Genomic DNA, 26468 nt, shown 5'->3' on the forward strand with positions numbered 1-26468 from the left:
GAAGATTTGCGATCCTGACGCGCCGCGCCAACAATTCCTTCATACCGCTCGTGGAAGATCGGCCCATGGGAATGCTTGATAGAGAAGAGCTGCGCTGGCGTACCGCGGTGGAGCAAGGCCGTTTTGGCGTCTGGGACCTGGACCCGGGGCTCGACATCGTCCACTACTCGCCCCGCTGGAAGGAACACATGGGCTTTGCCGATGTCACGGCGGCCGACAGTACCTCGTTCTGGCGTTGCCGTGTGCATCCTGAAGACCTGGCGCCCATGCTCAAGGCCTTGCGCTCCCATCTGGACGGATTCCGTCCCGGCTACGAAGCCAAGTTCCGCATCCGCAGCAACGGCTCGGGCTACCGCCTGATGCTGTCGCGTGGGCTGGCGGTGGAGCGGGATTCGCAGGGCAAGGCACTGCGCATGGTGGGCACCATGGTGGACCTGACCGACCGGCCGGGGGCGGCGCTGCGTGAGGCGTTGCCGCATGGCGGAGACGCGCCGGACGGCAGCGCATGGGCCTTCCACCAGCTGCTGAGCGGCCAAGCGGCCCGTGGCCTTCAGGACCAGGTCAGCGAGCTTCTCGAGCTCTCGCTGCTCCAGGCACCGCCCAGGGCTTGACCCGGACACCGATACCCCGGGTCGTCTGTCGTTCTTGATTCAGAGCGAGGGCCAGCCGTCCGGCGACCAGCGCAAGGTGGCTATGCGCAGATGTGGCTTGCCATCGTCGTGCGCGTCATAGGCATGGCGCACCAGGGTATCGCCGACCAGGTCCTGATGGCCCGGACCCTTCCAGCGCGGCCCGCCTTCCTCGACCAGTGTGCCGCCACGTTCCATCATGGCGACGCCATCCTTGTCCAGGTAAGGTCCCCACACGCTCCTGGCGCGGCCGACGCGGATGTTGTACGTGCTCGCTACGCCACGGCAACACAGGTCGTGCGAGACGAAGAGGTAGTACCAGTCACCGCGGCGGACAATCGTTGGCGCCTCGATGCCGCCCTTGCGGCGAGCGATGAAGCGCGTCTCGCCGATGGGCCGCAGCGTCTGGGCATCGAGCTCGGTCAATCGGATGCCGCCCCAGAAGGAACCATAGCTGAGCCAGAGCTTGTCGCCCTCGATGAACAAGTCGGGGTCGATGGCATTGAAGTTGTCGCCCGGCTGGCTGGCCACGACCAGGCCTTCGTCCTTCCAATCGGCAGCCTCGGGGTTGGCGGCGCTTGCCAGGCCGATGGCGGAGGTGTTCTTGCCAAAGGTCGAGATCGAGTAAAGCACCCACACCTTGCCCGCATGTCTGAACAGCTTGGGCGCCCAGACGTCCAGCCCCTGGTGCTCCGGCACGGCCTGCGCCCACCAGCCCGGCTTGCTTGCCTCGTTGAAGACTGGCGCCTCGCGGTGCCAGGTCTTGCCCGAATCGCCTGACCTGAGCCTTTGCAGGCCGACGCCGGTGGTGAACACATGCAGGACACCACCCTCGCCCAAGAGGAGCGTCGGGTCGTGGGCGCCGGTGTCGCCGGCGGGTTCGGCGGCATGGGCAAATGACCCGGCACTGATCAGCGCCGCAAGCAGCACTGCCTTCATGGCGCGACCCTCATTTGCCACAGCTACTTTCGCTTCCCGTAGCGCTGCCAGGCCGCGTCACGCAGCGTCTGCAAAAGCGCCTCGGCGCCCGGTGACAGCTGGTGCTGCTTGCGCGTCACGATGCCGTAGGCGTCCATGCGCAGGCCCAGCTCGAAGGGCAGCACCGCCAGCAGGCCGGTGTCGACATAGGACTGCACCATCTCCTCGGGCAGCGGCGCCAGCATGTCGGTGCCGGTCAGCAGTTTGCTGATCACCGGCAGCGAGATCGTCTCTACCGTTTCCTGAGGCTGGTCCAGGCCCTGCGAGAGGAAGAGCGCGGTGATGCGGTCGCGCAGGATGCTGCCGGGCGGTGGCAGGATCCAGCCTTCGCGGGCCAGGTCTTGCAGCGTCAGACCTTCGCGCTGCAGGAGCGGATGGCCGGCGCGCACGACGAGGCTGTGCGGCTCGTCGGTCAAGGGCTCGAAGTTGAGCTCGGCGGCCGACTCGCTGTCGAGGATGCGGCCGATCACCAGGTCCAGCTGCCCCTCGCGCAGGCGCTGGATCAGGATCTTGCTGGTGTCCACGGTGATCGCCACCTGCACCTTGCTGTGGCTGGCCTTCAGCTGCTGCACCGCCTCGGGCACGAGGCCGCTGGACGGCGTCATCACGCTGCCCACGGCCACCCGGCCGGACAGGCCCGAGAGCAGCTCCATCACCTCCTGATGCGCGGCGTCCATCTCGGCCAGCGCGGCGCCGGCGCGCCGGATCATCACGTCGCCATAGCGCGTGGGCTGCACGCCGCGCGGCAGGCGCTCGAACAGCGGCACGCCCAGCGCATGCTCCAGCTCGCCCAGCAACTTGGAAGCCGCCGGCTGCGTGAGATTGGCGGCCTGCGCCGCATGCAGGATGGAGCGATGCCGGCCGAGCTCGACCAGCAGCACCAGATGACGGGTCTTCAGGTGCGAGCGGACAAAGCGGTTGGCGCGGGGGTCTTTCATTCGTGATAGAGCTGAGAGCGTCCACCATCGATCAGGATGTCAGTGGCGTTGATGAAGCGCGCCTCATCACTGGCCAGGAACAGCGCAGTGTAGGCAACTTCATCGGGCTCGCCGACGCGCTTGCAGGGCAGGATGTCGATCTGGCGCTGGCGTTGTTCAGCGGGCAGCGAAGCTAGCCACACCTGGACTCGTTCGCTCATGATCAGCCCTGGCGAGATCGAGTTCACGCGGATGCCGCGGGCTGCATATTCGATGCCCAGCGATCGCGTCAGGCCAATCAGCGCATGCTTGGCCACCGGGTAGGGAAAAGCGCCCGGAATGATCTTGTGGCCATGCACCGAGGCGATGTTGACGATGCTGCCAGCCCCACGCTCCAGCATGCCGGGCAACACGGCGCGGCAGTTGTTCCACACGCCTTCGAGGTCGATGGAGAAGCAGCGCTGCCATTGCTCGCTGCTCATCTTCAAGGGATCGCTGAAGACATCGACACCGGCATTGTTGACCAGCACGTCGATGCGGCCGAAGCGCTCGATGCCGCGCGCGACCATCGATTGCACGGCCGCGGCGTCAGCCACGTCGGCCTCGACGAAGAGCGCGTTGGCATCACCGAACTCGGCGCGTGCTGAAGCCGCGGTGTCGTCGTCGCGGAAGTTGTTGAAGACGACCTGCGCGCCCTCGGCCAGGAAGCGACGCACGATGGCGCGGCCTATTCCCGACGTCGAACCGGTCACCAGCGCGACCTTTCCATGGAGTCTTGTCGATCCGCTCATTGCGTCGTCCCGGTGAATTGCTTCCAGATGTCGAGCACGGGCAGTGCCCGGCCCTTGAAGTCGAACAGCGTGGTGTTGCTCACCACGTTGGGGCCTGCATCGCCCGTGCCTTCGCGCACGGCCCAGCCGACACCGGGCGTGGCGACCATGATCGGGTCCCAGTAAAGGACGCCGATCACGCGCGGCGTCCTCTTCAGCGCGGTAAAGAGCTCGACCATGAAATCGCGTTGGCCTTCGGGGCTACTCATCGACGCCGGATACGGGCCGTTGTGCTCCAGCTGGCCGGGCCAGCCGTCGGGCTTGGTGGGAGAGAAATTGAAGCCGGCTTCCATCACCAGGAGGTCGCTGTCAAAGCGTTCGGTGATGGCCTTGCTGAAGGCCGCCAGCTGCGCGACGTTCTTCCTGGTCCAGAAGGGATAGTAGGAAGCGCCGATCACATCCCACTGCACGCCGTTCGTGCGCGCCTGGCCAAACCAGTCGATGTACTTGGCCTCGTTGCCACCATCGTCGATGTGCAGGACGACCTTGCTTGAAGGATTCACTTCCTTCACTGCGGCATGGCCGGCCTTCAGAAGCGCAGCCAGGCGCGGCCAGTTCTCCGGCGTGGCCTTGCCATACGGGTAGAGCATGCCGTGCTCGATCTCGTTGCCCAGCGAGACGAATTGCGGCGGCGTGCCCTGCTTCACCATGGCCTGCATCACCTCGCGGGTGCGCTGATGGACCAGCTCGGTCAGTCTCGCCATTCGAGCCGCTTCGTCAGGCTGCTTCTTGAGCTCACGCTGCCAGGCATGCGGCAGGTCCTGGGTCTTGGAGTTGGTCCAGAAGTCGCTGTAGTGAAAGGTCAACTGGATCTGCATCCCCTGCGCCGCAGCGCGCCTGGAGAGCGCCAGCACATCGGGCAGGTCCATCGAGCCCTTGGGCCAATACCAGCCGTCAGTGCCGGTGCCTGGGCCGGTGTTGTCGTAGAGGCGGATGCGGGCAATGTTGTGGCCGTAGCGCTTGAGGATCTCCAGCGCGTCGCCGGGCTTGCCCTGGCGGTCGCTGTAGCGCGCACCGGCGCGCTCCATCCAGCTCAACACTGAGAAGTCGCCACCAGCGAGGAACTGCTGTGCCTGCGCCGTGCCGAGCGCCGCGGCCAGCAGCAGCACGAGGGCTTGCCTAAGCATGACGCTCGCCTCGGGTTTTCAACTGGTCGAGCAGCACCGCAGCCAAGAGGATGATGCCGCGCATGAGGTACTGGTAGAACGCATCCACGTTCATCAGGTTCATCACGTTCTCGACCGTGCCCATGATCAGCACGCCGATCACCACGCCGAAGATGCGCGCCCGTCCGCCCTGCAGCGAAACGCCGCCCAGCACGCAGGCCGAGATCACGTCAAGCTCGAAGCCGGTGGCCGCATTGGGCTGGCCGCTGGTGATGCGCGAAGACAGCACTAGACCGGCCATCGCCGTGACCAGGCCTTGCAGCAGGAAGATCCAGACCCGCAGCCGCTCCACACGCACACCGGCCAGGCGCGCGGCCTCGGGGTTGCCGCCGATGGCCAGCGTGTTGCGACCGAACACCGTGTGATTGAGCAGCACGCCAAACACCAGGAAGCAGGCGGCCGTGAGCCACACCGGCAGCGGCAGGCCGAAGACCAGCGTGTCGCCGAAACTGATGAAGCCTTCGTCGGCAATGCCAACCGCCTGGCCCTGGGAGACGATGAAGGCGAGGCCGCGCACCATCAGCATGGTGGCCAGCGTGGCGATCAGCGCGTTGACACGCAGGTAGGCGATCAGGACGCCGTTGCCAGCGCCAATCAGGGCGCCTGCCGCGAGGCCGCCGGCTATGGCCAGGCCGGTACTGCCGGTGCGTTCAAGAATGATGGCACCCAGCACGCCGGCAAAGGCGATGGTGGAGCCGACCGACAAGTCGAAATCGCGCGAGGCCAGGCACAGCATCATGGTGCAGGCCACCATGCCGATCTGCGCCACAGAAAGCATCAGGCCGACGATATTGGCGGCCGAGAAGAAGTTCTCCACCGTCACGGCGAGGACGATGAAGAGCAGGCCGTAGCCCAGCGTCATGCTGTGCTCTTTCAGGAGGGCGCGCGTTCGGTTCGTGGTCATGGCGGAGGCCGGTGAGGTTGTCGTTGCGGTGTTCATGGGGGGTCAGGCGCTCACTTCATCGGGCAGCGCCAGCGCAAGCGCGGCGGTTTCATTGGCTTCTGCGCGGCTCAGCTCGCCGCTGATGCGGCCCTCGCGCATGACGATCAGCCGGTCCGAGATGCCCAGCACCTCGGGCAGCTCGCTCGAGATCACGATCACGCAGCAGCCGCTCGCCGCCACCTCGTGGATCAGGCCGTAGATCTCGTTCTTGGCGCCGACGTCAATGCCGCGCGTGGGTTCGTCCAGGATCAGGACCTTGAGCCCCGGCTCGGCCAGCCAGCGCGCCAGGATCACCTTCTGCTGGTTGCCGCCGGAGAGCAGGCGGATCTCCTGCTCGCGGTTCGGTGTCTTGATGCGCAGGCGCCTGATGAAGGCATCAGCCAGCTCGGCCTCGCGGCGGTGGCGCAGGAAGATGCCGCCCAGGAGGCCGTGGCGCCGGCAGCTGATGTTGATGTTCTCGGCCACCGAGCTCTGCGCCAGGATGCCCTGCTCCTTGCGGTCTTCCGGGCACAAGACGATGCCGGCGGCAATGGCTGCGGCCGGGCCGCTCGCGTCAACCGGCTTGCCGTCGAGCACCACCTGCCCCCCGGTGCGCTTGTCGGCGCCGTAGAGCAGGCGCATCAGCTCGCTGCGGCCGGCGCCGACCAGGCCGAAGAAACCCAGCACTTCGCCGCCACGCACGCTGAACGACAAGCCCGATGCCCCACCAGGCAGCGCCTTGCTGCGCAGACCCTGCACCTGCAGGCGCTCCTCCTTGGCGGGGCGCTCGCGGTAGTCGTAGATGTCCTGCAGCTCGCGCCCCACCATGTCGGCGATCAGGCGCTCGCGGCTGACCTCGGCCATCACCGGATGCGTGGCCACCTTGCGGCCGTCGCGGAAGATGGTGCAGCTGTCGCAGAGCGCGTACAGCTCTTCGAGCCGGTGCGAGATGTAGATCAGCGTGCGGCCCTCGGCGCGCAGCGAATGCACCAGGCGGAACAGGATCTCGCTCTCGCGGTGCGAGAGGCTGCTGGTCGGCTCGTCGAAGGCGATGACCTGCGCCTCCTGCATCACGGCCTTGCAGATCTCAACCATCTGGCGCTGCGCGATCGACAAGTCGGAAAGCCTGGCGGCCGGGTCCAGATCGACACCGATGCTGGCCAGCTTCTCGGCCACCAGCTGGCGCGCGGCCGAATGGTCCACAAAGCCGAAGCGCGTGGGCAGGCGGCCCAGCAGCACGTTCTCGGCCACCGTCAGCTCGGCCACGTACTGCAGTTCCTGATGGATCACCGCGACGCCGGCAGCAATCGCGTCGCCCGCCGAATGGAAGTCGCAGGGCTTGCCGTTCAGGATCAGGCGGCCGCCGTCCGGGCGGTACTGGCCACCCAGGATCTTCAGGAGCGTGCTCTTGCCCGCGCCGTTTTCGCCCAGCAGGCCATGCACCTGGCCGGCGTGCGCCTCGAAGCTCACCCCGTTCAGCGCCTTGACGCCGGGGAAGGTCTTGGTGACGTTCTCGAACTGCAGGACTGCGGTCATTACAGGCCCATGGTTTTCCGGACTTCGGCTTGATTTTTTCGGGTCATCAAGATGCCGTTGGTCAGCGTCAGAGCCGCCGGTGCCTTGTTCTCAGCGACCCACTGGTAGACGTTCAGGGCGGTCTCGTAGCCATGGCGCTTGGGGCTGATCAGCACCGTGCCGAAGAAGGCCGTGGGCGTGGGCTTGGAGAACTCGTTCAGCGCCGTCTGGCTGCCACCGATGCCGATGCCCAGCATTGCGTCCTGCTTCAAGCCGCGGCCTTCGGCGGCACGCACGGCGCCAAGCACGGCTTCGTCATTCAGGCCGAAGGCGACCCAGCGCTTGAACTTCGCGTTCTTGGTGAAGGCGATGTTGGCGGCGTTGAAGGCGCTCTCGGTGTCGGTCTTGGCTTGCGGTGCGTCGACCAGGTTGGCGGCGGGCAGGCCGGCGGCCTTCAGGGCATCGAGCGCGCCCTGGGTGCGTTCGCGTGCCGTGGGCAGTTGATCGAAAGCAATGCGCAAGGCGCCGACCTCGGCGAGGTTCCAGCCGCGTGCCTTGATTTCCTCGACCATCCCCTGGCCCACCTGCTTGCCGATCTCGTAGCCGGAGATGCCCATGTGCGGGATGTCGGCGATGGGCTTGCCGGCGCCGTCCACCAGCTGGTCGTCCACCGACATCACCTTCAGCTTGTGGCGCCTGGCCGCTCGCGCCACGGCCGCACCCAGCTTCACATCGGGTGCACAGATGACGAAGCCCTGCACCTTCTGCGCGGCCAGGTTGTCGATGGCGGCCATCATCTTCTCGCCATTGGGAATGCCGATCTTCACCAGCGTGAAGCCCTTTTCCTTGGCGGCTTGCTCGGCGAAGCGCCATTCGTCCTGGAACCAGGGTTCCTCGGCCTGCTTCACGAGGAAGCCGATCTTGATCGGCTCGGCTGCTTGGGCCGTTGCAATCAGCGAAGCCAGGGCGGCCATGGCCCAAAAAGCGAGGGTTCTGCGTTGGATCGTCATGTCTTTGTCTCCACAAGTCGCGAGCTCAGACCGGCTCGTCGTCAAACAAGGTTTCGGGAACAGCCAGCGCGCGCGGCAGGCGCAGGCCGAACAGGCTGCCGGACTGCGGCGCGGCGGCCAGCGCTTCGCGGTTCAGATCAGCCCGGGCGGTGGTCACCATCAGTTCATCGCCGCGCTTGCCGCCCAGAGCCGGGCAGCTGCTGTGCGGCGCGGCACCGGCAGCGCGTTGCAGCAATTCGCCATCAGGCGAGTAGCGGCAGACCTGGCCGGCGCCCCATTGCGCGTTCCACAAGCAGCCCTCGGCATCGACCACCGAGCCATCGGGCCAGGCGTGCTTGTCGGTCACGGTCACGAAGGGACGGATATTGCTGACCTGCGCAGCTTCGGCGTCGTAGTCGCATTGCTGGATCACGCGGGAGAGCGTGTCGCAGAAGTACATCGTGCGGCCGTCAAGGCTGAACGCGATGCTGTTGGCAATCGCTACCGCGGGCAAGGCGAGGCGGCGCAGGCCGTGCTTCAACGAGTATTGGTAGAAGCTGCCAATGGGGCGTTTTTCGGCCGCCTCGTTCATCGTGCCGAAGACGAAGTAGCCGCGGCGGTCGCAGCGGCCGTCGTTCACACGGGTGCGGCTCTCGGCCGGGTCCACGGCCGCCAGCTGGGTCAGCGCCATGTTGACCGGTCCTTGTGCGAGCGGGTCGGTCAGTTGCCCCAGGCACAGGCGCTTGGCCAGGCCGAGGATCAGCTTGCCCGAACGGGTGTGGGCAAAGCAGCCCAGGCGGTCTGGCAGACGGCAGCTCAAGGCCGCGCCGGTATCACCCGACCAGGCGTTCAGGACGCCCGACTCGATATCGGCCCACCACCAGCGTTGGCTGGGTCCATGCCACTGGATGCCTTCGCCCAGCGTGGCGCTGTGCGGATGGGCCAGCTGAAGGTTGTCAATGCTCACAGGTTCCGAGGGCACGCTGATGTCTCCGTCTCTCTCGCTCAAGAATGCGAAGTTACTGGGTCGGAACATATCCGACCAATCGCTTGTCAGGGTTTAACTATCCAAAAGTCGTATAGCTCACTCAGGGCCTCACCGACAGCCGATAAACCGGGATCAGCCGGACAGCCCGCAGCTCGGCGACTTGCTTCTGACCGGCGAAGTCGGGCCGGTGCTCACGCGGCAGGTAGATCGGCGCATCGGCGCGCAGCGGCAGCACCGAAACGCTCATGGGCTGTTCAAGCGCCTTGCCCAGCGACTTCAGGCCGATCTGCCACTTCGGGCCGAAGTAGTACCAGTCGTCCAGCATGAGCGTGCCGCTGTAGAGCCGGCCGATGTCGCCAACGATGTCGGCCTCGAGGATCACGTCGTCCAGGCCCTGGAGCGCGTCCTTGGGCACCGTGACCTGCCAGGCCGCCGCGGCGGAGAAGGCTTCGGGAATCGGTTGCAAGGCCGCCTTGGCCAGGCCGCCCTTCATGATCGGCAGCGCGCCTTGCGCCTGGCGGGTCTGCCTGAAGCTGGCCACCGGCTGGCGCGCGGTCGCTTGGGCTTCGAAAACCTGGAACAGGCCATCACTGCCTGCGGCCTTCAAGGCCAGGCTGCCCTGCGGTGTCTTCGCGGCGGCCGGGAACATGGCCAAGCGCAGCCTGGCATCGCCCGCGCTGCGCAGTTCCAGATGGCTGCCAGCGATCCAGAGTTGTTGGTCCGAAAGCAGCAGGCGCGGCTGGCCGGCGAATTCGCCCGTCACCAGATTGCGCGCTTGCGCCGCCGTCAGCGCGAGCAACTGCACCGGGCGTTGGCCGGGCTTCCTGATTGTCAGCACTGGCGAGGTGCCGGGCTTGAAGCCGCTGAAGACCACGCGACCATCGACTTCATGACGCGTGGCACCGGGCGCTTCGATGAAGCTGGCATCGGCTGCACTGAAAGCCAGCTCCACCGGCTGATCAGACGCAGCGCTGAACACGTGGACAAGGCCTTGCGTGCCCGCATCAAAGCGCGTCACCGGCTGGGCCGTTGCGTAGACCAGGCGAGTGCCTTCGAGGTCCAGGTTGACCGGCCAGACGAAATAGTCGCCGTTCTTGATCGTCAATGGCTGCTGCGGAAACGTGAGCGTGCCGCCCGGCAGCTTCACCGAGAAGCGAACGTCAGAGAACTGCGGCATCGCGTACTGCCGCACATGGTTGTTGACGAAGAGGAAGGCGCTGTCGCCGTTGGAGCGCACGGCATAGCGCGGCGTGGTCAGCTCGGTCGGATGCGGCGGCACGGCGGCGGGCTTGCGCACCGTCATCGTCGCCAACTGCGAACCGTAAGACTGCAGGAACAGATGGAAGGGCCGCAGCTTGGTCAGGACCTCGCGCTGCTGGCCGTCCGGGCCCAGCGGCGCCTGGAAGTCGTAATTGATCCTGGGCGTGTCGTTGTAGCCGCCGCTCGCCGTGCTCTCTTCCAGCGAATGCTCGCCCAGCGGATTGCGGCCGCCGTGGAACATGTAATAGCCGAGCAGGTTGACGCCCGAGCCGAGTTGCACCGGCAGCATCGAGGCGATGTCGTCGCTCGAGACCATGGTGCGGCGGCGGTACATGGCCGGCAGGCCGGCGCCGTATTCCGCGCCGAGAAACGGCGTCAGGGCAATATCGGTCTCGGCCGTGCCCCGCGCGGTGGCGGCAGTCTGCGCGCCGAGGTCGCCGGAGACGCGGCTGTCGAAGCGAAAGGCGTAGGTTTCCTTCGGCGGCAGCTCGGTGGTCGGCAGACCCCAGGGCTCATCCGGGTAGCCACCGAATACCGGCGTTACTTCACCAGAAGGATAGACCGTGCCATCCCAGCCGGTGACGGTATACAGCGGCACATCCATGCCCGCCTTGTGCGCCAGACCCTTCAGGGTGGAGATGTGCGCGGCGCCCTTGCCCGGGCCGGTGAGGTTGTATTCGTTCTCGATCTGGATGCCGATGACCGGGCCGCCATCCTTCCAGAGCTGGCCCTTCAGCTGCTGGCCGATCTGGGCATAGAGGCGTTCGACATGGCGCAGGTACTGCGCGTCGTTCTGCCGTGTGGGCATGGTGTTGACCACCCAGTCCGGCACGCCGCCGAAGCGAACCTCGGCATGTGACCAGGGTCCGATGCGCACCACTGCCTTCAAGCCTGCCTGCTGCGCCAGCTGCAGGAAGCGACGCAGGTCGCGATTGCCCTGCCAGCTGAACTGGCCTTCATTCAGCTCGTGGTGATTCCAGATCACATAGCTGGCCACTACGTCGATGCCGGCTGCCTTCATCTTCTGCAGCTCGGCCGCCCAGCTTGAGGCCGGGCTGCGCGTGTAGTGGAACTCGCCCATCACCGGCAGCCAGGGCTTGCCGTTGAGGCTCAGGTATTGGTTGTTGACGGCCAGACGTTCGCCCTTGGGCGACACCGAAGCGCCGAGCTTCAAGTGGCCGGTCGTCGGCGCGGCCACGGGTGCACTGGCGTCGACTTGAAGCAGGGTCTCCGCCCGGAGCGCCGAGCAGCACAGCGCGGCCGCCAGGGCGATAGCGCCCGCGGTCTGGATCTTCTTCATCGCTTGTCTCCTGTTGTTCTCTTGTCTTCAGGCGCGCCAGGCCGTCACGAAGGCGCGGGCGCGCTGGGCCACATCGCCTGCGCTGAAGCCCGGTGCATACAAGGCGCCCCCCAGGCCAAAGCCGGCAGCCCCCGCGGCGCGGAACGCGCCCATCGTTTCTGGCGTGATGCCGCCCACCGGCAACAGCTTCAAGGTGGCCGGCAGCACCGCGCGCATGGCCTTGACCACCTGCGGCGTCACCAGCTCGGCCGGGAACAGCTTCACCGCATCGGCGCCCGCTTCCACGCAGGCAAAGGCTTCGGTGGGCGTGGCCGCACCAGGCACGCAAAGCAGCCCCTGCGCCTTGACGTGCGACACCACGCGCGTGTCCGCATGCGGCATCACGACGAGCTGGCCGCCGGCATCGCGAACCTTGTCGGCCGCGCCGGTGCTCAGGACCGTGCCGGCACCCATCACCGCATCCGCCGGCAGGCACCGGGCCAGCCTCGCAATCGAATCAAAAGCCTGCGGTGAATTGAGCGGCACCTCGATGATGCGAAAGCCCTCTTCATACAGGCTCAAGGCGATCGCCTCGACCTCGTTGGGCTTCACGCCACGCAGGATGGCCACCAGCGGCAAGGCACGAAAGGCCGCGTCGAACTTTGCTTCAGGAAGAGACGACATCAGAGCACTCCTCGCGCCACCTGGGCGATGCGCCACAGGCCGGCGGCAGCGGTATTGAGCAGCACCTGCACGGGGCCGATGCCGAACAGGTCCAGCGCCTTGGCATAGCGCTGGCACAGGGCCGGCTCGCCGAGCAGAACCAGCGGTGCATCGGCATCGCGGGCCCGGAGGCCGGCGCGCAATTCATGGCCGATCAACAGGCCGGAGAGATAGTCGGGCAGCGCCTCGCTCGCCAGGCGGCCGGTCAGGCCCAATGTGCGCACCGCAAAGAGCTGATGCGGCAGGCCCAGCTCGCCGTGGTCGCGCGCAGCGCGCACGCCCTGGGCAAATGAGAGCAGGTCGTGGGCTGGGTCAGCAGGCATCAGCCGGCCCAGCACCGAATGCTGGCGCATCACGGCAAACAGCTCGCCGGTCATCTGCGTGGCGAAACTGCGCACAGTGCCGTCAATGACCTGGGCCCATTTGCTGTGCGTGCCCGGCATGACGATACAGCTGCGCGCTGCCAGCTCGGGCGCCGACTCCAGCGCGCCAAGCACTTGCGTCTCTTCGCCGCGCATCACGTCCGGCGGGCCGGCCTCGGTGTCGCAGCGCAGGCCCGGCAGCAACCGCACGGCGCGACCCCGCCAGTCCACGTCCACAGCGCCAGCGGCCAGGGCGCTCGCGTCGGCCGGGCAGGCTGCATAAGGTACTTCGCGCCAACCATGCTGGCTGCCCACCATGCCGCAGGCGAGGATGGCCGGCGCCGTCGCATGCCAGTCGCCGATCAATTCATCGAGCACCGCGCTGAAGGCAGCGGCGCCGCCCTTCAGCGTGGACGCGCCTTGCGTCGACTGACGCGTGAGCAAGACCTGGCCCTGCTCGTCGATCAGCATCGCGCGCAGGCTGGAGCTGCCCCAGTCCAGACCGATCAGGCGCGTCTCACGGGGAAACGAAGTCACGCTCACCATTCGGCCACGCTGCCGTCCGCATGGCGCCACAGCGGGTTGCGCCAGTCAGGTGCCGTCTTGCTCGCCTCGATCACGCGCGCTTCATCCACTTCGACACCCAGGCCCGGTTTGGGCAAAGGCAAGATGTAGCCGCCTTCGATATGGAAGTCGTCCTTGTTCAGGACGTAGTCCAGCAGCTCGCCACCCTTGTTGTAATGGATGCCCATGCTCTGCTCCTGCAGCACGGCGTTGTGGGAGACGAAGTCCACCTGCAGGCAGGCTGCGAGAGCAATCGGGCCCAGCGGGCAGTGCGGAGCAAGCGCCACGTCATAGGCCTCGGCCATGCCGGCGATCTTCATGCATTCGGTGATGCCGCCGGCATGCGAGAGATCAGGCTGCACGATGGACAAGCCACCGCCCTGGAACACCCGCTTGAACTCGAAGCGCGAATACATGCGCTCGCCGGCCGCCAGCGGAATGCTGGTGTGCGCCGCCAGGCGCGCATAGGTCTCGTCCTGCTCGGCCAGCACCGGTTCTTCGACGAAGAGCGGTCGGTAGGGCTCGAGCTCACGCAGCATCACCTTGGCCATAGGCGCGCCGATGCGGCCGTGGAAGTCGATGCCGAACTCGATGTCAAAGCCAAATGCCGCGCGGATCTCGGCGATGCGGCCCACGGCGGCATCCACCTTGGCGGCGCTGTCGATCAGGCCCATCTCCTCGCTGCCATTCATCTTGAAGGTGTCGAAGCCGCCTTCACGCAGGCGCTTGATGTCGGCGATCACGTCGGCCGGGCGGTCACCACCGACCCAGGAATACATCTTCATCTTGTCGCGCACCAGGCCGCCCAGGAGCTCGTAGACCGGCACGCCGAGCGCCTTGCCCTTGATGTCCCACAGCGCCTGGTCGATGCCGGCGATGGCGCTCATCAGGATGGCGCCGCCTCGGTAGAAGCCGCCGCGGTACATCACCTGCCAGAGGTCGTTGATGCGCGACGGGTCTTGCCCGATCAGATAAGGCTCGAACTCGTGCACCGCGGCTTCGACCGAGCGGGCCTTGCCCTCGATCACCGGCTCGCCCCAGCCGGTGATGCCGGCATCGGTCTCGATCTTCAGGAACATCCAGCGCGGTGCCAGACGGTAGGTCGTGAGCTTGGTGATCTTCATGGGGACGGGCGGTGCAGTGATGCTGGCAGCTTAGGGTTGGAACCTAGCTGCGAAATATGCTTTGTTGATCGTCAGCTATCTCGTCTTCACATAGCAAGAGGGTTGGGTCGCAGGCTTGCGAAATGCGCATAGACATGAGCAATTAAGTGATATCTCGGCATCTCGCCGTCTTCTTAGCATCAACGCCGCCAAAACCAACACGACAAGACGGAGACAAGAAGATGCGCAAGACCCCGCTCGCTGGCCTGATCCAGGCGATGTTCATGTGGCCCACCGTGGCGCTCGCCCAGACCGCGCCCGCGCCGGCCTCCGCGCCCAAGGCCGACCTCGAGACCGTGGTCGTGACCGGCATCCGCGCCTCGGTGCGCCAGGCGCTGGACGCCAAGGAAGCGTCCAACAGCATGGTCGAGGTGATCGCCTCGGAAGACATCGGCAAGCTGCCCGACACCACCATCGCCGAAACGCTCGCCCGCCTGCCCGGCCTCTCCTCGGGCCTCGACCGCGGCAACGCCAGCCAGGTGATCGCGCGCGGCCTTGGGCCCCGCTTCATCGGCGCCACCCTGAACGGCCGCGAGCTCGCGTCGAGCGAACCGGGCCGCGCGGTGCGCTTCGAACAGTTCCCGTCCGAGTCGATCAGCGGCGCCACGGTCTACAAGACGCAATCGGCCGAGCTGGCCGAAGGCGGCGTGGCCACCACCATCGACCTGCAGACCGTCTCGCCACTCAACTTCCGCGAGCGCCAGGCCTCGGTCAAGCTCGACGGCCTCTACTACCAGCTGGGCGGCGACATCGCCGGCGCCAAGAAGACCGCGCCGCGTCTGGGTGGCATCTATGTCGACCAGTTCAACAACAGGACGCTGGGCGTGGCGGTGGCCTTCAGCTACCAGGACCAGCCCTCGCTGCAGAAGAACATCAAACACTGGGGCTTCAACGAAGACCATTCCGGCGACCTGAACGGCGACGGCAAGATCGACAAATCGCCCTGGGGCTTCGGCACCGACGTGAAGCGCGGCACCGACAAGCGCAGCAGCCTGCTCGGCAAGGTCGAGATGAAGGCCACGCCGGACCTGTTCATCACCGCCGATGCCTACTTCGCCAAGGCCGACATCTACGAGCCCGGCCTGCAGCACTGGACCGGCGACGTCGGCAACTGGGACGGCTGGCAGAAGGCCAACTACAGCAATGTCGACATCCGCGATGGCTATGTCGTGGGCGCCACCGTCAAGGACGTGGGCCTGACGACCAACGACTATGTCTGGGTGCAGGACAACACGACCACGGCCGGCGGCATCAACGCCAAGCTGAACGCCGGCGACTGGAAGCTGGAAGCCGACCTCTCGACCTCGCAGGCCAAGCGCAACAGCCAGTGGCGCGATGTGCGCCACTGGGCCAACAACAGCGGCACGCTGACATGGTCCTTCACCGGCAACGAGGTGCAGACCTTCACCATCGGCCAGGACTCCGGCAACCCGGCGGCCTTCAGCCAGCCCACGCTGTATGTGGACACCGACGGCCACATCAAGGACAAGCTCAACGCCTTCGCCCTGAATGGCACGACCTCGCTGAATGCCGGAGACTTCAAGTCGCTGAAGCTCGGCGCGCGTTTCAGCGACCGCGAGAAGCGCTATCACCAGACCACCTGGAGCGTGAACCCGAAGAGCACGGTCGCTCCTTCAGCCTTCGAGACGATCAATGTCAGCGGCCTCGCGCCCTTCATCGCCCTGAAGGACTTCGAAGGCACGACCGCGCAAGTGTTCGGTGACGACGCCTTCAGCGCTGCCGGCCGCCCGCGAACCCAGTGGGACCTGCTGGCCGGCTGGCAGGTGAAGGAGCGCAGCAGCTCGGCGTTTGCACAGGCCGACCTGGACGGCGACATTGCCGGCCTGCCCTATCGCGGCAACCTGGGCCTGCGCCTGGTGCACACCAGCCAGACCGGCGCCGGCATGCAGTCGCTCAATGGCGCCGCGCCGACGGCCACGCAGGGCGGCACCAGCTACACCGAAGTGCTGCCCAGCCTGAACCTGATCTTCGGTCTCGACGCCAACCAGGAACGCCAGATCCGCGTGGGCCTGGCCCGTGCGATGACGCGTGCGCCGCTGGACGAAATGCGCGGCTCACGCAACCTCAGCATCGACACCAACCCGGCCATGCCGATCAGCGGCAGTGCCGGCAACCCTGGGCTGAAGCCCATGCTGGCCGACCAGCTGGACGTGGCGTATCAGTGGTACTTCGCCAAGAGCTCCTTGCTCTCGGCCGGCCTGTTCTACAAGAAGCTGAGCCGCTACATCGGCATCACCTCCGACGCGACCACCATCGACGGCCGCGCCGCCAACATCACGCGCTCGGTCAACGGCAAGGGCGGCAATGTGAGCGGCATCGAGCTGGTCTATCAAAGCCCGCTGCCGGCGCCGTTCAACAACTTTGGCATCTACAGCAACTACGCCTACACGCACAGCAACGTGAAGGAGAACATGCCTTCGGTGAACCCGTTCCCGATCGAAGGCCTGATGAAGCACAACGGCGGCCTGACGCTCTGGTACGAGAAGGACGGCTTCGAGGCCCGCCTCTCGGCCAACTATCACAGCGAGTTCGTGCGCAACCCGACCTGGACCTCGGGCCAGTTGATCGTCAACGGCGCCGAGACCTATGTGACCTTGAACCTGGCGAAACAGTTGAGCCCGAAGCTGCAACTGCGCTTGGGCATCGACAACCTCACGAACCAGAAGGCCGTCTACACCAGCGGCAACAACCCCTACCAGCAGGAAGTGACCGAGTTCGGCCGGCGCTTCAATGTGGGCCTCAGCTACAAGCTCTGAATTCCAGGCTGTGAGTCGGCCCCTTCAGGGGCTTTGAAAGGCGGCGCGAGCAATCGCGCCGCTGTTTTTTCATGCTGGCTGGCAAACACCGGATTGCCGCCGGGCCCAGGGCGACAGCGGGCGCAGCGCTGCCGACTCTTTCCACGCCTGGCAGGCCCGCTGCTGCCAAGTAGCGCGGCTGGCTGACGGACCGTCGCTCGCGAGGCTTTGCGCTGCTTCGGCTGCCGCCTGGTAGGCATCGGCATTGCGCGGCTCCGCGTCTGCCAATGTCTGGAGCTGCTCGGCCGCTGCCGCTACTGCGGGCCAATCGGCCCGACTGCGCTCCAGGCGGAACTCGGCCAAGGCCAGGCCGCGCTGGTGCTTCAGCTTGGCCGCAGGCGGGCTGGCCACCAGCTCCTTGCGCCAATAGTTCACGGAGCGCCGCAGCCAGGGCTGCGCCTCAGCGTGGCGATTCAGACGGAGCAGCGCGCTACCCTGGGCGAGCGCACGGTACTCGCGTGCATCAATCCAGTCGGCGTTCTTCGGGTCGGTGGCCAGCAGGCCCGCTAGCAAGTCGTGGTTTTCGGTCGAAGCTTTCAGCGCCTGCTCGGGCCGATCCATCTGCAACTCCAGGCCGGCCAGCAGGAACAGGTTGGCAGCCGTGCTGGCCTGCAACTGCAGTTGCTCGGGATGCATCTGTCGCGCTTGGCGCAAATGCGCCATGGCTTCATCCCGCGCCTTCACAGCCAGCTCGTAGTCGCCGCGCCGCTGGTGCGACGAGGCCATGCTGCCGTTGATGACGGCCAGGGTCTGCAATAGCTCAGCCCGGAAGCGGGTCTGCTCCGGGCGCAGCTTGGCATCGAGCCGCGCGGCCTCGGCCTTCATCTCCAGTTCCTTGAGGCCGGATTCCCGCGCCGCGATGTAGTAGCGCATGGCCTCCTCGGGCCGACCCAGGCCGAGGCCGTTGTCATCAAGCATGACGGCGAGGTCCTGCAAGCCGGCGGTCACGGCGTTGTGAAGCAGGAGCGTGTCGGTGCTGTTGGGAGGCGCGAGCTTCACGGCCTCCTGAACCAGCGCCAGGCCGTGACGGGACAGCGCCACCGCCTTCTCCTTGTCACCGGCTTCGCGCGCATGCCCGGCCAGCACCATGTAGGCGCGCGAGGCATAGCCGGCGAACACCGGATTGCCCTTCTGGCTGGCCCAGACCTTGTCGATCAGCAGCCGCGCCTGGTCGGCATGACGAAGGCCCTTCTCGGGCTCGTTGAGCGTGCCGGGATAGTCGGGCGTGTAGGCCTCGGCCAGGCGCACATGGATCTCGGCGATGTCGGCCAGCGCCGCTTCGTCGCTCTCGCCCAGCGTAGGCTGCAAGCGCTCCAGTGCGGCGAGCGCTTCCTTGAACAGATCGGCCTTGATCTTCATGCCACCAGGCAGGTACTCGACGCTGTCACCGAAGCTGAACACCAGCTCATGCGTGACACGGCGCACTTCCTTCAACCTGAGTTCGGCAAGCAGCTGCGCCTGCCTTGCCTCACGCGCCTTCCAGGCCACTGCCGCGCTGCCGCCCAGGAGCAGCAGCACGCTGGCTGCCAATGCCGCGCTGGCCAGTCGGTTGCGCGAGACCTGCTTGGCCAGTCGATAGTGCCAGCTCGCTGGCCGCGCGCTGACGGGGTAGCCCTCGAGATAGCGACGAAGATCGGTGGCCATCGCCTCGACACTGGAGTAGCGGCGCTCGGGCTCCTTCTCCAGCGTCTTCAGCAGGATGTTGTCGAGGTCCCCCGAGAGCTTCTTGCGGGTCTGCAGCCATTGCGGGTCGCTCACCTCCTCCGGGCTCAGGCGGCTGGGCTTGGTGGGCGCGTCCTCCAGCACGCAGCGGGCAGCTTCAGCCGGCGTGCTGGCGTTGCGGCCCGTGGGGCGCGTGCCGGTGAGCAATTGATAGAGCAGCACGCCCAGGCTGTAGATGTCGGTGGCGGTGCTGACCGGCTCACCGCGCACCTGCTCGGGGCTCGCGTAGTTGGGCGTGAACGGACGCTGGCCGCCGACCGTGGCCTGGCCGTCGTTGCATTCCAGCGGGTCCAGCGCCTTGGCGATGCCGAAGTCCAGGAGCTTCACCTGGCCCTCGCGGTCCACCAGCACGTTGCCGGGCTTGAGGTCGCGGTGCACCAGCAGGTTGCGGTGCGCGTAGGACACTGCGTCAGCCAGTTGCAGGAAGAGGCGCAGACGCTCGTCCAGGGTCAGGTCTTGTACCGCCTCGCTGATCGCTTCGCCGTCCACATACTCAAGCACGAAGTAGGGCACGCCAGCGGGCGCAGTGCCGGCATCCAGCAAGCGTGCGATATGGGGGTGGCTGAGCCGCGCCAGTGCCTGGCGCTCGAGGGCGAAGCGCTGCATCACGGCCGCGCTGTCCATGCCGCGCTTGAGCAGCTTGATGGCGGCCCGGCCCTCGAAGCGGCCGTCGGCCCGGCGTGCTTCGAACACCTCGCCCATGCCGCCCGCGCCGATCAGGCGGACGATCTCCCAGGCGCCAAGGCGCTGGCCGGGCACGGCGGCGCCGCCCTCCTCCTGGTCCATCAGCGTCTGCGCTGCCGGCTCGGCCATGAAGGCATCGGCCGCGGCGGCCCGGTCGTGATGAGCCAGCAGCGAGCTCAGCTCGGCCAGTTCGGTGGCTTCGAGCTCGGCCGCCTTGATCAGCGGCTCCCGCAGGGATGCCGGCACCTCGGCCAGGGATTCGAACAGCGACTTGATCCGGGCCCAGCGGGCCATCGATTCAGACATGGGCGACTTCCTGCTGAGGCCACGGGAACGAGGTGCCGAAGAGTATCTCCGCAGATTCAGCGCTCGGCCTTCAGCCTTGCCACCAGCATCTCCCGCACCAGGCCCAGGCCGCCACCGACCACTTCACGGTACTTGGCCGCATCCGCAACGGTCTCGAAACGCTTGAACTCGGCGCTGTCCTTGCTGCCGCTCGCAAACCTGATCAAGCCCGTCAGCACAGCGCCGGCAACGTCCTTGGCCGTGGTGGCTTCTTCTCGCACGTCGCTGAAGGCGGCGGCGTCCAGCGTCAGCGGCTGCTTCAGCGACAGGTGGCCGCCCTCCGGCCCGGCGAACACGCTCATATGGGCGGCGGTGATGCTGGGATAGGCCTTGGCCGACACCGAAGCCGTGCTGGAGATCCGGCCGAAGAAGCCCTTGTTGTTGTTGGTCAGCTTGACGAAGTGCACACGCATATGAACCTCCAGCAGTGCAGCACCGCCCAGTTCCTTCTGCAGTTCGACGTTGTCAAAAGCACCGCTGATGGCGGAGCCGACATTGCTGAGGGCCGACAAGGCGCCGAACATGCCCGTGTTCTTGCTGCCCTCGGCCTTGACACGGTTCACGCCGTACAAGGCCATGCCAGCGGGCGCCACGACGATGGCGCTGTCCGAGATGATGGGCGTCGGCGTGCCGCCCGCCACCTGCTTGCGATAGGACGGTGCGGCACCCAGTTGCTCCGCGCTCATCACTTCCAGGCCACTGGCCTGCAGCTCGCGAATGAAGTCGGCGTAGAGCGACTCGGTCATGGCCTGGAAATCCTCCTGGCCGACGCCGATCAACTTGTAGGCCGCCGACACGCTGGCGCGGCCCGCAGCGGCAAAGCCGGAGGTCTCGGCACTGGCGTGGTCGAAGGTCACGAACTCGACGCTGAACTGCGGCACCGCCACCTTGGTGAGGCCCTTGAGCGCCTTGGTGTCGTTGATGGTGAGCACTTTCATCGCCTGCTCCGAAGCCCTGAAGCTGGCATCGACGGCAATGGGCTCGGGCGCGTCCTTGGCCTGCACGGCCGCGCCGGCAAGCATCAGGCTGGCGGCGATGAGTGCGCTGGCGAGGGGCGAGGTCAGGTTCTTGCATGTCATGGCGGTGGTCCTTGGGCGTGAGTGGTATTTCGTCAAGCCCGGTTGCGGCATGCACCGGGGCTTGATGACTAGCGCAGGAGCACCGCAGCAAACGGATCACGCCGCCATAATCTTTTTCATGTCATCTTCAAGCGAAGCCCCGATCACGCTGCCCGATGCCGCCGAAATCACGCGCTGGCTGGAGACCTTGGATCAAGCTGAGGCGGGTGCAGATACGGTCAATCAGCTGTTTGCCGCCCTCTATGACGAGCTGCGGCGCAGCGCCGGCGCACAGATGCGCAAGGAGCACGCCGGCCACACCCTCAGCGCCACCGCGCTGACGCACGAGGCCTGGGAACGCCTGGCCGCGCAGACCCGCACCCGCTGGGCCAGCCGCAGCCATTTCCTGGGCATGGCGGCCATCATGATGCGGCGCATCCTCGTGAACCACGCGCTGGCCAAGCAGGCGCACAAGCGCGACGTGCCGCTGGCGTCGCTCACGCTCACCGAGGCCCAGCACATCGCCGGCGATGGCGGTGCGCGTGAAGTCGTTCAGGTCCATGAGGCCTTGCTGGCTTTCGAGCAAGTGGACCCACGCGCGGCCAAGGTGGTGGAGCTGAAGTTCTTCGGCGGCTTGGAAATCGAGGAGATCGCGGAGCTGCTGGCCATCTCCACGGCCACGGTCAAACGCGACTGGCTGCTGGCGCGGGCGTGGTTGTTCCGGGAGCTGCAGGCCTGAGGAAAAGGTGCCTTACTTGCCGATGCAGAAGCTGCTGAAAATGACCCCCAGCAACTCGTCGGCCGTGAAGGCGCCCGTGATCTCACCCAGCGCGTCATGCGCCATCCGCAACTCTTCGGCCAGGAGATCCAATGCAGGAGGCTTCTGGATGGACACGGCATGCGCCATCGCCAGATGCTCCTGCGTACGGCGCAGCGCCTGCACGTGGCGCTCGCGAGCGATGAAGAGGCCCTCGGGCGTAGCGTGCCAGCCCACTTGCTGGAGCAAGCGCTGGCGCAGCGCATCCAGGCCAGCGCCGGTCTTGGCTGACAAGGTCATTGAGCCCGGGGCCAGGTCTTGCCCATGCTCCACGTCGGCCTTGTTGAAGACCTGCAGGATGCGCCCGGGGTCGACGCCGGCCAGGCGTTCGGCAATCAGCTTGTCTTCGGCTTCGTAGTCCGGCTGGCCCAGGCGGCCGAGGTCGTGCAGGAAGAGCACAACGTCGGCATCGGTGATGGCCTCCCAGCTGCGTGCCACGCCGATGCGCTCGACCTCGTCGTCGGTCTCGCGCAGGCCGGCGGTGTCGCTGATGTGCAGGGGCACGCCTTCGATCTGGATGGTCTGGCTGACCTTGTCTCGCGTGGTGCCCGGGATGGGCGTGACGATGGCCAGCTCGGCACCGGCCAGGGCATTGAGCAGCGAGCTCTTGCCGACATTGGGTTGCCCGGCCAGCACGACCTTGATGCCTTCGCGCAAGAGCGCGCCTTGCTGGGTGCGGTCCAGCACGCGGTCAAGTTGCGCTGAGAGGCGTGCGAGGCGCCCCAGGGCATCGGCCTGCTCGAGGAAGTCGATTTCTTCTTCGGGGAAATCCAGGGTCGCCTCGACCAGCATGCGCAGATTGATCAGCGCATCGCGCAGCTTGCCCACCTCCTCCGACAAGGCGCCCGACAAGGCCCGGCTGGCGCTGCGTGCGGCGGCTTCGGTGCTGGCGTCGATCAGGTCGGCCACGGCCTCGGCCTGCGCCAGGTCGAGCTTGCCGTTCAGGAAGGCCCGCTGCGTGAACTCGCCGGGCTCGGCCAGGCGCACGCGCATCTCTGCTCCGGCGTCCATGCAGCGCGCGAGCAGCAGTTGCAGCACGACGGGCCCGCCATGCGCTTGCAGTTCCAGCACATGTTCGCCCGTGTAGGAATGCGGCGCAGGAAACAGCAAAGCCAAGCCCTGATCGATGGCGTCGCCAGTGGCGGAACGGAACGGGAGGTAGGTCGCTTCACGCGCCTTCAGCGTACGGCCGCAGATCGCTTGAACGATGGGGCCGAGGTCTTGTGGCGACGAGACCCGCACGATGCCCACCGCTCCGCGCCCGGGGGCGGTGGCGATGGCGGCAATGGGGTCTTGGTGGCGAGAGAGCATCGGCGGATTGTCGCGTACGACATCAGCCCGTTCCGTGCGGCCTGAACCGGCGCCGGGCCGCCCCAAGCCGGTTCGCGCCACCTTGGGGGGCGGCATTGGCATGCCAATGCATGGGGGCTCATTTGCTCGGCGCCGGGCCGCCCCAAGCCGGTTCGCGCCCCCTCGGGGGGCAGCGTCGGTGCTCCGGCGCGTGGGGGCTTTTGAATGGCGCGGGGGAGGCTGGATCAGCCGCTTTCGTAAGCTCTGAACTCGCGCCTTCGATTCAGATTGGCTTTCGCCGCCCGGAATTCGCGCCCCGCATGAATCCCATTAAAGGCGGCGAGGGGTCAATAAAAAAGCCCCCAGTCGCGGGGTGCGCTGGGGGCTTCGTGGCTTATTGCCGCTGCGGCGTCTTGCTTACTTGTTCGAGACGCCCAGCTGCTTGTTGATCATCCATTGCTGGGCGATCGACAGGATGTTGTTCACCAGCCAGTACAGCACCAGGCCCGAGGGGAAGAAGAAGAACATCACGCCAAAGGCCAGCGGCATGATCCACATCATCTTCTGCTGCATCGGGTCCGGTGCCTTCGGGTTCAGCGCGACCTGCAGCACGCTGGTCAGCGTCATCAGGATGGGCAGCGGGCCGATGGGAGCGCTCAGGAAGTGGCCGAACAGGCTGTCGGGCTGCGACAGGTCGGTGATCCACAGGATCCACGGCGCGCCGCGCATCTCAACGCTGGACAGCAGCACCCAGTACAGGGCCAGGAAGAAAGGCATCTGCAGGAAGATCGGCAGGCAGCCACCAATGGGGTTGACCTTCTCTTCCTTGTAGATGCGCATCATCTCCTGCTGCATCTGCTGCGGCTTGTCCTTCAGGCGCTCGCGCAGTTCCTGGATGCGCGGGCCCACGGCCTTCATCTTGGCCATGCTGCGGTAGGCGCTGGCGTTGAGCCAGTAGAAGGCGATCTTCAGGAGGATCACCAGCACGACGATGGCCCAGCCCCAGTTGCCCAGGATCTTGTGCAGTTGGTCGAGCAGCCAGAACAGCGGTTGCGACAGGGCCTTGAAGATGCCGTAGTCCTTGACCAGCTGCAGGCCCGGGGCCAGCTCGGCCAGCTTGTTTTCTTCCTGCGGGCCAACGTAGAGCTGGTCTTCGGTCGTCACGCTCGCGCCCGGTGCCAGCTGGGCCAGCGGGAACACCATGCCGACGGCATATTGCTTGCTCACGGCATCAGGCTGCTTGCGCACGAAGAAGCCGCGGTCGCCGGCCGTGTTGCGCAGCCAGGCGCTGGTGAAGTAATGCTGGACCATGGCGACCCAGCCGTCGTTCGCGCGCTTCTCGTATTCGGCCTTGTCCTTCTCGATCGCGTCGAACTCGACCTTCTGGAACTTGGCCTTGTCGGTGTAGACCGCCGGGCCGGTGAAGTTGGCCGGCGCCATCGAGGAGAGCTTGGCCTCGACATGGCTGTCGCGCACCAGTTGCACGTAGAGCTGCGGCTGCACGGCAGCGCCGGAAGCGTTAAGCACTTCGTGCTTGACGGTGATTGCATAGCTGCCGCGCGTGAACGTGTAGGTCTTGACCAGCTTCAGGCCGCCGGACTCGGGCGACTCGAAGCGCACGGTCAGCGCATTGGCGCCGTCCTTGAGCTCGCGCTCGCCCGCCTGCACGCTCATCACGGTCAGGTGCGAAGGCGCGTTGGCCACACCCGTCAAGCCGGACTCGGCCTTGTAGAGCTGCTGCGCGCTGCTGTTCAGCACCACGACATGGCCGCTCGGGTCATGCGGGTCGGCATGCTTGAGCAGCTCGACGCGGACCAGGCTGCCACCCTGGCTGTCCAGCGTGGCCTTGACCAGGTCGGTCGTGATCTCGACCTTTTCGCTGGCCACGGCAGGTGCCGAAGCAGCCGGTGCTGCGCCAGGGGCGGCTGCGATCTCGCTGGAGGCGCCCGGCACGGCAGGCACGGCGGCGGCGCTGCCGGCCGCCGAGGCCTGCTTGGCCACGGGCACAGGGCTGAACATCGACGGGTGACCGTTGTGCTTTTGCCAGCCGTCCCAGATCAGGACGAGCGACATGGTGAACACCACCCAGAGCACGGTGCGGCGTATATCAGTCATGAGGAGGCTTCAGGATTGGTAGAGGATCGGGAATCGTCCTGCCGGCCGAGCAGCCGGCTGAACAATTTCGGGGGATGCTCGGGCACGCCGTCATGGCCGCCTTCGCACCAGGGGTTGCAACGCAGGATCCGATATGCGGTCAGGCCGCTACCCCACAAGGCGCCGTGGCGCTCGAGGGCCTCGATCGAATAGGCCGAGCAGGTCGGATAGAAGCGGCAGGAGGCGCCCAGCCAGGGGCTGAGGAACAGGCGATAGCCACGCACCAGGACTATCAAGGCCTGTTGGGGAAGCTTGCGCAGGGAGAAAGCCATGTGAGCGTTCGCTATGCCGTCGGCTCAGGCCGGAGCGGCACTGTTCGGTGCACTGTTGCCAACTTGGCTGGCCTGCCCGCCCTGGCGCTTGGCCACGCGGCCGACCAGCTGTGCCAGCTCGGCACGGGCGGCGGTTCTCAAGGCATCAGACGATGCGCTGACGAACTGCTTGCGATCGAAAGGCGCGCGCAGGCGCACCACCCACAGGCCCGGAGGCAAGGAGGGTGCACCGTTTTCGAAGATCGCTCGGATCTGACGCTTGAACAGGTTGCGGGTCACCGCCCGGCGGGCGTGACGCTTGGGTACGACCGTACCCAGCCAGCAGCCTTCGACCGGCTTTTCGTCCACAGGGGTGTGGGCAGCCGGTGCAGCAGCTGTTGATAACTCAGCATCTGCTGTGGATAAGCGCCGTGCTGGCAAGCTCGGCTCCGCCACCACATGGTGGACGGCGAAGTGGCTGCTGCGAACGCGGCTGGGGGTGCCCAGCACGCGCTCAAAGTCGGCCGATCGCACGATCCGGCCGATCATCTGTCGGTCCTTTGGACTCAGACAGCCAGGCGCTTGCGGCCCTTGGCGCGGCGCGCAGCGATGACGGCACGGCCGCCGCGGGTCTTCATGCGGACCAGGAAACCGTGGGTACGGGCGCGACGGGTCTTCGATGCTTGGTAAGTACGCTTCATTTTGCAACCTCTGGCGGGCTTTCAGGCCCTGGGGGACGTCCTGCGGACGCTCGGTGGATAAGGGACGCCCAATCACTCAAGGGTTCTCAATCATTGAGAAGCCCCATCTGGGTAGCTGTCACGGGCGCTTAGAGGTGGCTGGTCCTGCGTGACCCCTCATGCAATCGTGCAGTGAGAAGCCGCCCAGATCAACCACGCGCCCACGCAAATCCGTCCGGCGTCCTGGAAAACCCGCGATTACACCAAAGTTTGCAAGCATGGTCAATGCGAGGGTTCGCACGGGTGGGGATTTCAAGGGCTTGACCCTCTAAAAAAATCTGTGGATAACCCCGGTCTGGCCGACTT

22 protein-coding genes are annotated in these 26468 nt (G+C 66.2%); 3 read left to right on the plus strand and 19 right to left on the minus strand.

The genetic code is table 11. The features are described 5' to 3' along the window. The first annotated feature begins 71 nt into the window (after positions 1 to 71). Positions 72 to 611 carry a PAS domain-containing protein gene (locus V3596_RS11495; RefSeq protein WP_334277877.1) on the plus strand — a complete coding sequence of 180 codons (540 nt, stop codon included), beginning with the start codon at positions 72 to 74 and terminating at the stop codon, positions 609 to 611. A 39-nt stretch (positions 612 to 650) separates the two neighbouring features. On the opposite strand, the gene V3596_RS11500 is transcribed toward V3596_RS11495, so the two are convergent. From V3596_RS11500 to dgoD, 12 genes are all read right to left on the minus strand, one after another. Next, positions 651 to 1568 (minus strand): arabinan endo-1,5-alpha-L-arabinosidase, encoded by a 918-nt coding sequence (locus tag V3596_RS11500; RefSeq protein WP_334277878.1) that lies wholly within the window; start codon positions 1566 to 1568, stop codon positions 651 to 653. 23 nt (positions 1569 to 1591) lie between these two features. Next, complete coding sequence (locus V3596_RS11505; RefSeq protein ID WP_334277879.1) at positions 1592 to 2545, minus strand: LysR substrate-binding domain-containing protein; 954 nt, start codon at positions 2543 to 2545, stop codon at positions 1592 to 1594. Then, positions 2542 to 3315, minus strand: a complete 774-nt coding sequence (locus tag V3596_RS11510; RefSeq protein WP_334277881.1) for an SDR family oxidoreductase — start codon at positions 3313 to 3315, stop codon at positions 2542 to 2544. Before V3596_RS11510 ends, V3596_RS11505 begins: the two co-directional genes overlap by 4 nt. Next, positions 3312 to 4481: a glycoside hydrolase family 53 protein gene (locus tag V3596_RS11515; protein WP_334277882.1), complete on the minus strand. Its 1170-nt coding sequence runs from the start codon at positions 4479 to 4481 to the stop codon at positions 3312 to 3314. Before V3596_RS11515 ends, V3596_RS11510 begins: the two co-directional genes overlap by 4 nt. Further along, positions 4474 to 5460 (minus strand): L-arabinose ABC transporter permease AraH, encoded by a 987-nt coding sequence (gene araH, locus V3596_RS11520; RefSeq protein ID WP_334277883.1) that lies wholly within the window; start codon positions 5458 to 5460, stop codon positions 4474 to 4476. Before araH ends, V3596_RS11515 begins: the two co-directional genes overlap by 8 nt. Positions 5461 to 5466: 6 nt before the next feature. Beyond that, entirely contained in the window at positions 5467 to 6978 is a 1512-nt protein-coding gene (gene araG / locus V3596_RS11525) for an L-arabinose ABC transporter ATP-binding protein AraG (RefSeq protein WP_334277884.1), read from the minus strand. Then, positions 6978 to 7961 (minus strand): arabinose ABC transporter substrate-binding protein, encoded by a 984-nt coding sequence (locus V3596_RS11530; RefSeq protein ID WP_334277980.1) that lies wholly within the window; start codon positions 7959 to 7961, stop codon positions 6978 to 6980. Before V3596_RS11530 ends, araG begins: the two co-directional genes overlap by 1 nt. A 31-nt stretch (positions 7962 to 7992) precedes the next feature. After that, positions 7993 to 8928: an SMP-30/gluconolactonase/LRE family protein gene (locus V3596_RS11535; RefSeq protein ID WP_334277885.1), complete on the minus strand. Its 936-nt coding sequence runs from the start codon at positions 8926 to 8928 to the stop codon at positions 7993 to 7995. Positions 8929 to 9034: 106 nt separating this feature from the next. After that, positions 9035 to 11494 carry a beta-galactosidase gene (locus tag V3596_RS11540; protein WP_334277886.1) on the minus strand — a complete coding sequence of 820 codons (2460 nt, stop codon included), beginning with the start codon at positions 11492 to 11494 and terminating at the stop codon, positions 9035 to 9037. Positions 11495 to 11521: 27 nt separating this feature from the next. Further along, positions 11522 to 12157, minus strand: coding sequence for a 2-dehydro-3-deoxy-6-phosphogalactonate aldolase (locus tag V3596_RS11545; protein WP_334277887.1), 636 nt, complete (start codon positions 12155 to 12157; stop codon positions 11522 to 11524). Continuing rightward, the gene (locus V3596_RS11550; protein WP_334277888.1) at positions 12157 to 13095 is read right to left on the minus strand and encodes a 2-dehydro-3-deoxygalactonokinase; all 939 of its coding nucleotides are present in this window, start codon (positions 13093 to 13095) and stop codon (positions 12157 to 12159) included. Before V3596_RS11550 ends, V3596_RS11545 begins: the two co-directional genes overlap by 1 nt. 2 nt (positions 13096 to 13097) lie before the next feature. Next, positions 13098 to 14246 (minus strand): galactonate dehydratase, encoded by a 1149-nt coding sequence (dgoD, locus tag V3596_RS11555; RefSeq protein WP_334277889.1) that lies wholly within the window; start codon positions 14244 to 14246, stop codon positions 13098 to 13100. A 221-nt stretch (positions 14247 to 14467) separates the two neighbouring features. Here dgoD and V3596_RS11560 point away from each other — a divergent pair, with 221 nt between their 5' ends. Then, positions 14468 to 17062: a TonB-dependent receptor gene (locus V3596_RS11560; RefSeq protein ID WP_334277891.1), complete on the plus strand. Its 2595-nt coding sequence runs from the start codon at positions 14468 to 14470 to the stop codon at positions 17060 to 17062. A gap of 69 nt (positions 17063 to 17131) precedes the next feature. On the opposite strand, the gene V3596_RS11565 is transcribed toward V3596_RS11560, so the two are convergent. Together V3596_RS11565 and V3596_RS11570 are read right to left on the minus strand one after the other, a co-directional pair. After that, positions 17132 to 19813, minus strand: a complete 2682-nt coding sequence (locus V3596_RS11565; protein WP_334277892.1) for a serine/threonine-protein kinase — start codon at positions 19811 to 19813, stop codon at positions 17132 to 17134. A gap of 56 nt (positions 19814 to 19869) precedes the next feature. Continuing rightward, positions 19870 to 20931: a hypothetical protein gene (locus V3596_RS11570; protein ID WP_334277893.1), complete on the minus strand. Its 1062-nt coding sequence runs from the start codon at positions 20929 to 20931 to the stop codon at positions 19870 to 19872. Between the two features lie 118 nt (positions 20932 to 21049). Here V3596_RS11570 and V3596_RS11575 point away from each other — a divergent pair, with 118 nt between their 5' ends. After that, a complete protein-coding gene (locus tag V3596_RS11575; RefSeq protein WP_334277895.1) occupies positions 21050 to 21649 on the plus strand; it encodes an ECF-type sigma factor in 600 nt (199 codons plus the stop codon). 12 nt (positions 21650 to 21661) lie between these two features. Here the strand turns inward: V3596_RS11575 and mnmE are convergent, their stop codons facing one another. The 5 genes from mnmE to rpmH form a co-directional block, all read right to left on the minus strand. Continuing rightward, on the minus strand, positions 21662 to 23038 hold the full coding sequence (gene mnmE / locus V3596_RS11580; protein ID WP_334277896.1) for a tRNA uridine-5-carboxymethylaminomethyl(34) synthesis GTPase MnmE: 1377 nt from the start codon (positions 23036 to 23038) through the stop codon (positions 21662 to 21664). Positions 23039 to 23434: 396 nt separating this feature from the next. After that, entirely contained in the window at positions 23435 to 25132 is a 1698-nt protein-coding gene (yidC, locus tag V3596_RS11585) for a membrane protein insertase YidC (protein WP_334277897.1), read from the minus strand. Beyond that, positions 25129 to 25443, minus strand: coding sequence for a membrane protein insertion efficiency factor YidD (yidD, locus tag V3596_RS11590; RefSeq protein WP_334277898.1), 315 nt, complete (start codon positions 25441 to 25443; stop codon positions 25129 to 25131). The genes yidC and yidD overlap by 4 nt, the downstream gene beginning before the upstream one ends. Positions 25444 to 25467: 24 nt before the next feature. After that, positions 25468 to 25971 (minus strand): ribonuclease P protein component, encoded by a 504-nt coding sequence (locus V3596_RS11595; protein ID WP_334277899.1) that lies wholly within the window; start codon positions 25969 to 25971, stop codon positions 25468 to 25470. A gap of 17 nt (positions 25972 to 25988) precedes the next feature. After that, on the minus strand, positions 25989 to 26123 hold the full coding sequence (gene rpmH, locus V3596_RS11600) for a 50S ribosomal protein L34 (RefSeq protein ID WP_054021782.1): 135 nt from the start codon (positions 26121 to 26123) through the stop codon (positions 25989 to 25991). Positions 26124 to 26468: the final 345 nt, after the last annotated feature.

The sequence above is a fragment of the Roseateles microcysteis genome, from assembly GCF_036880965.1.
Taxonomy (GTDB): domain Bacteria; phylum Pseudomonadota; class Gammaproteobacteria; order Burkholderiales; family Burkholderiaceae_C; genus JAUASW01.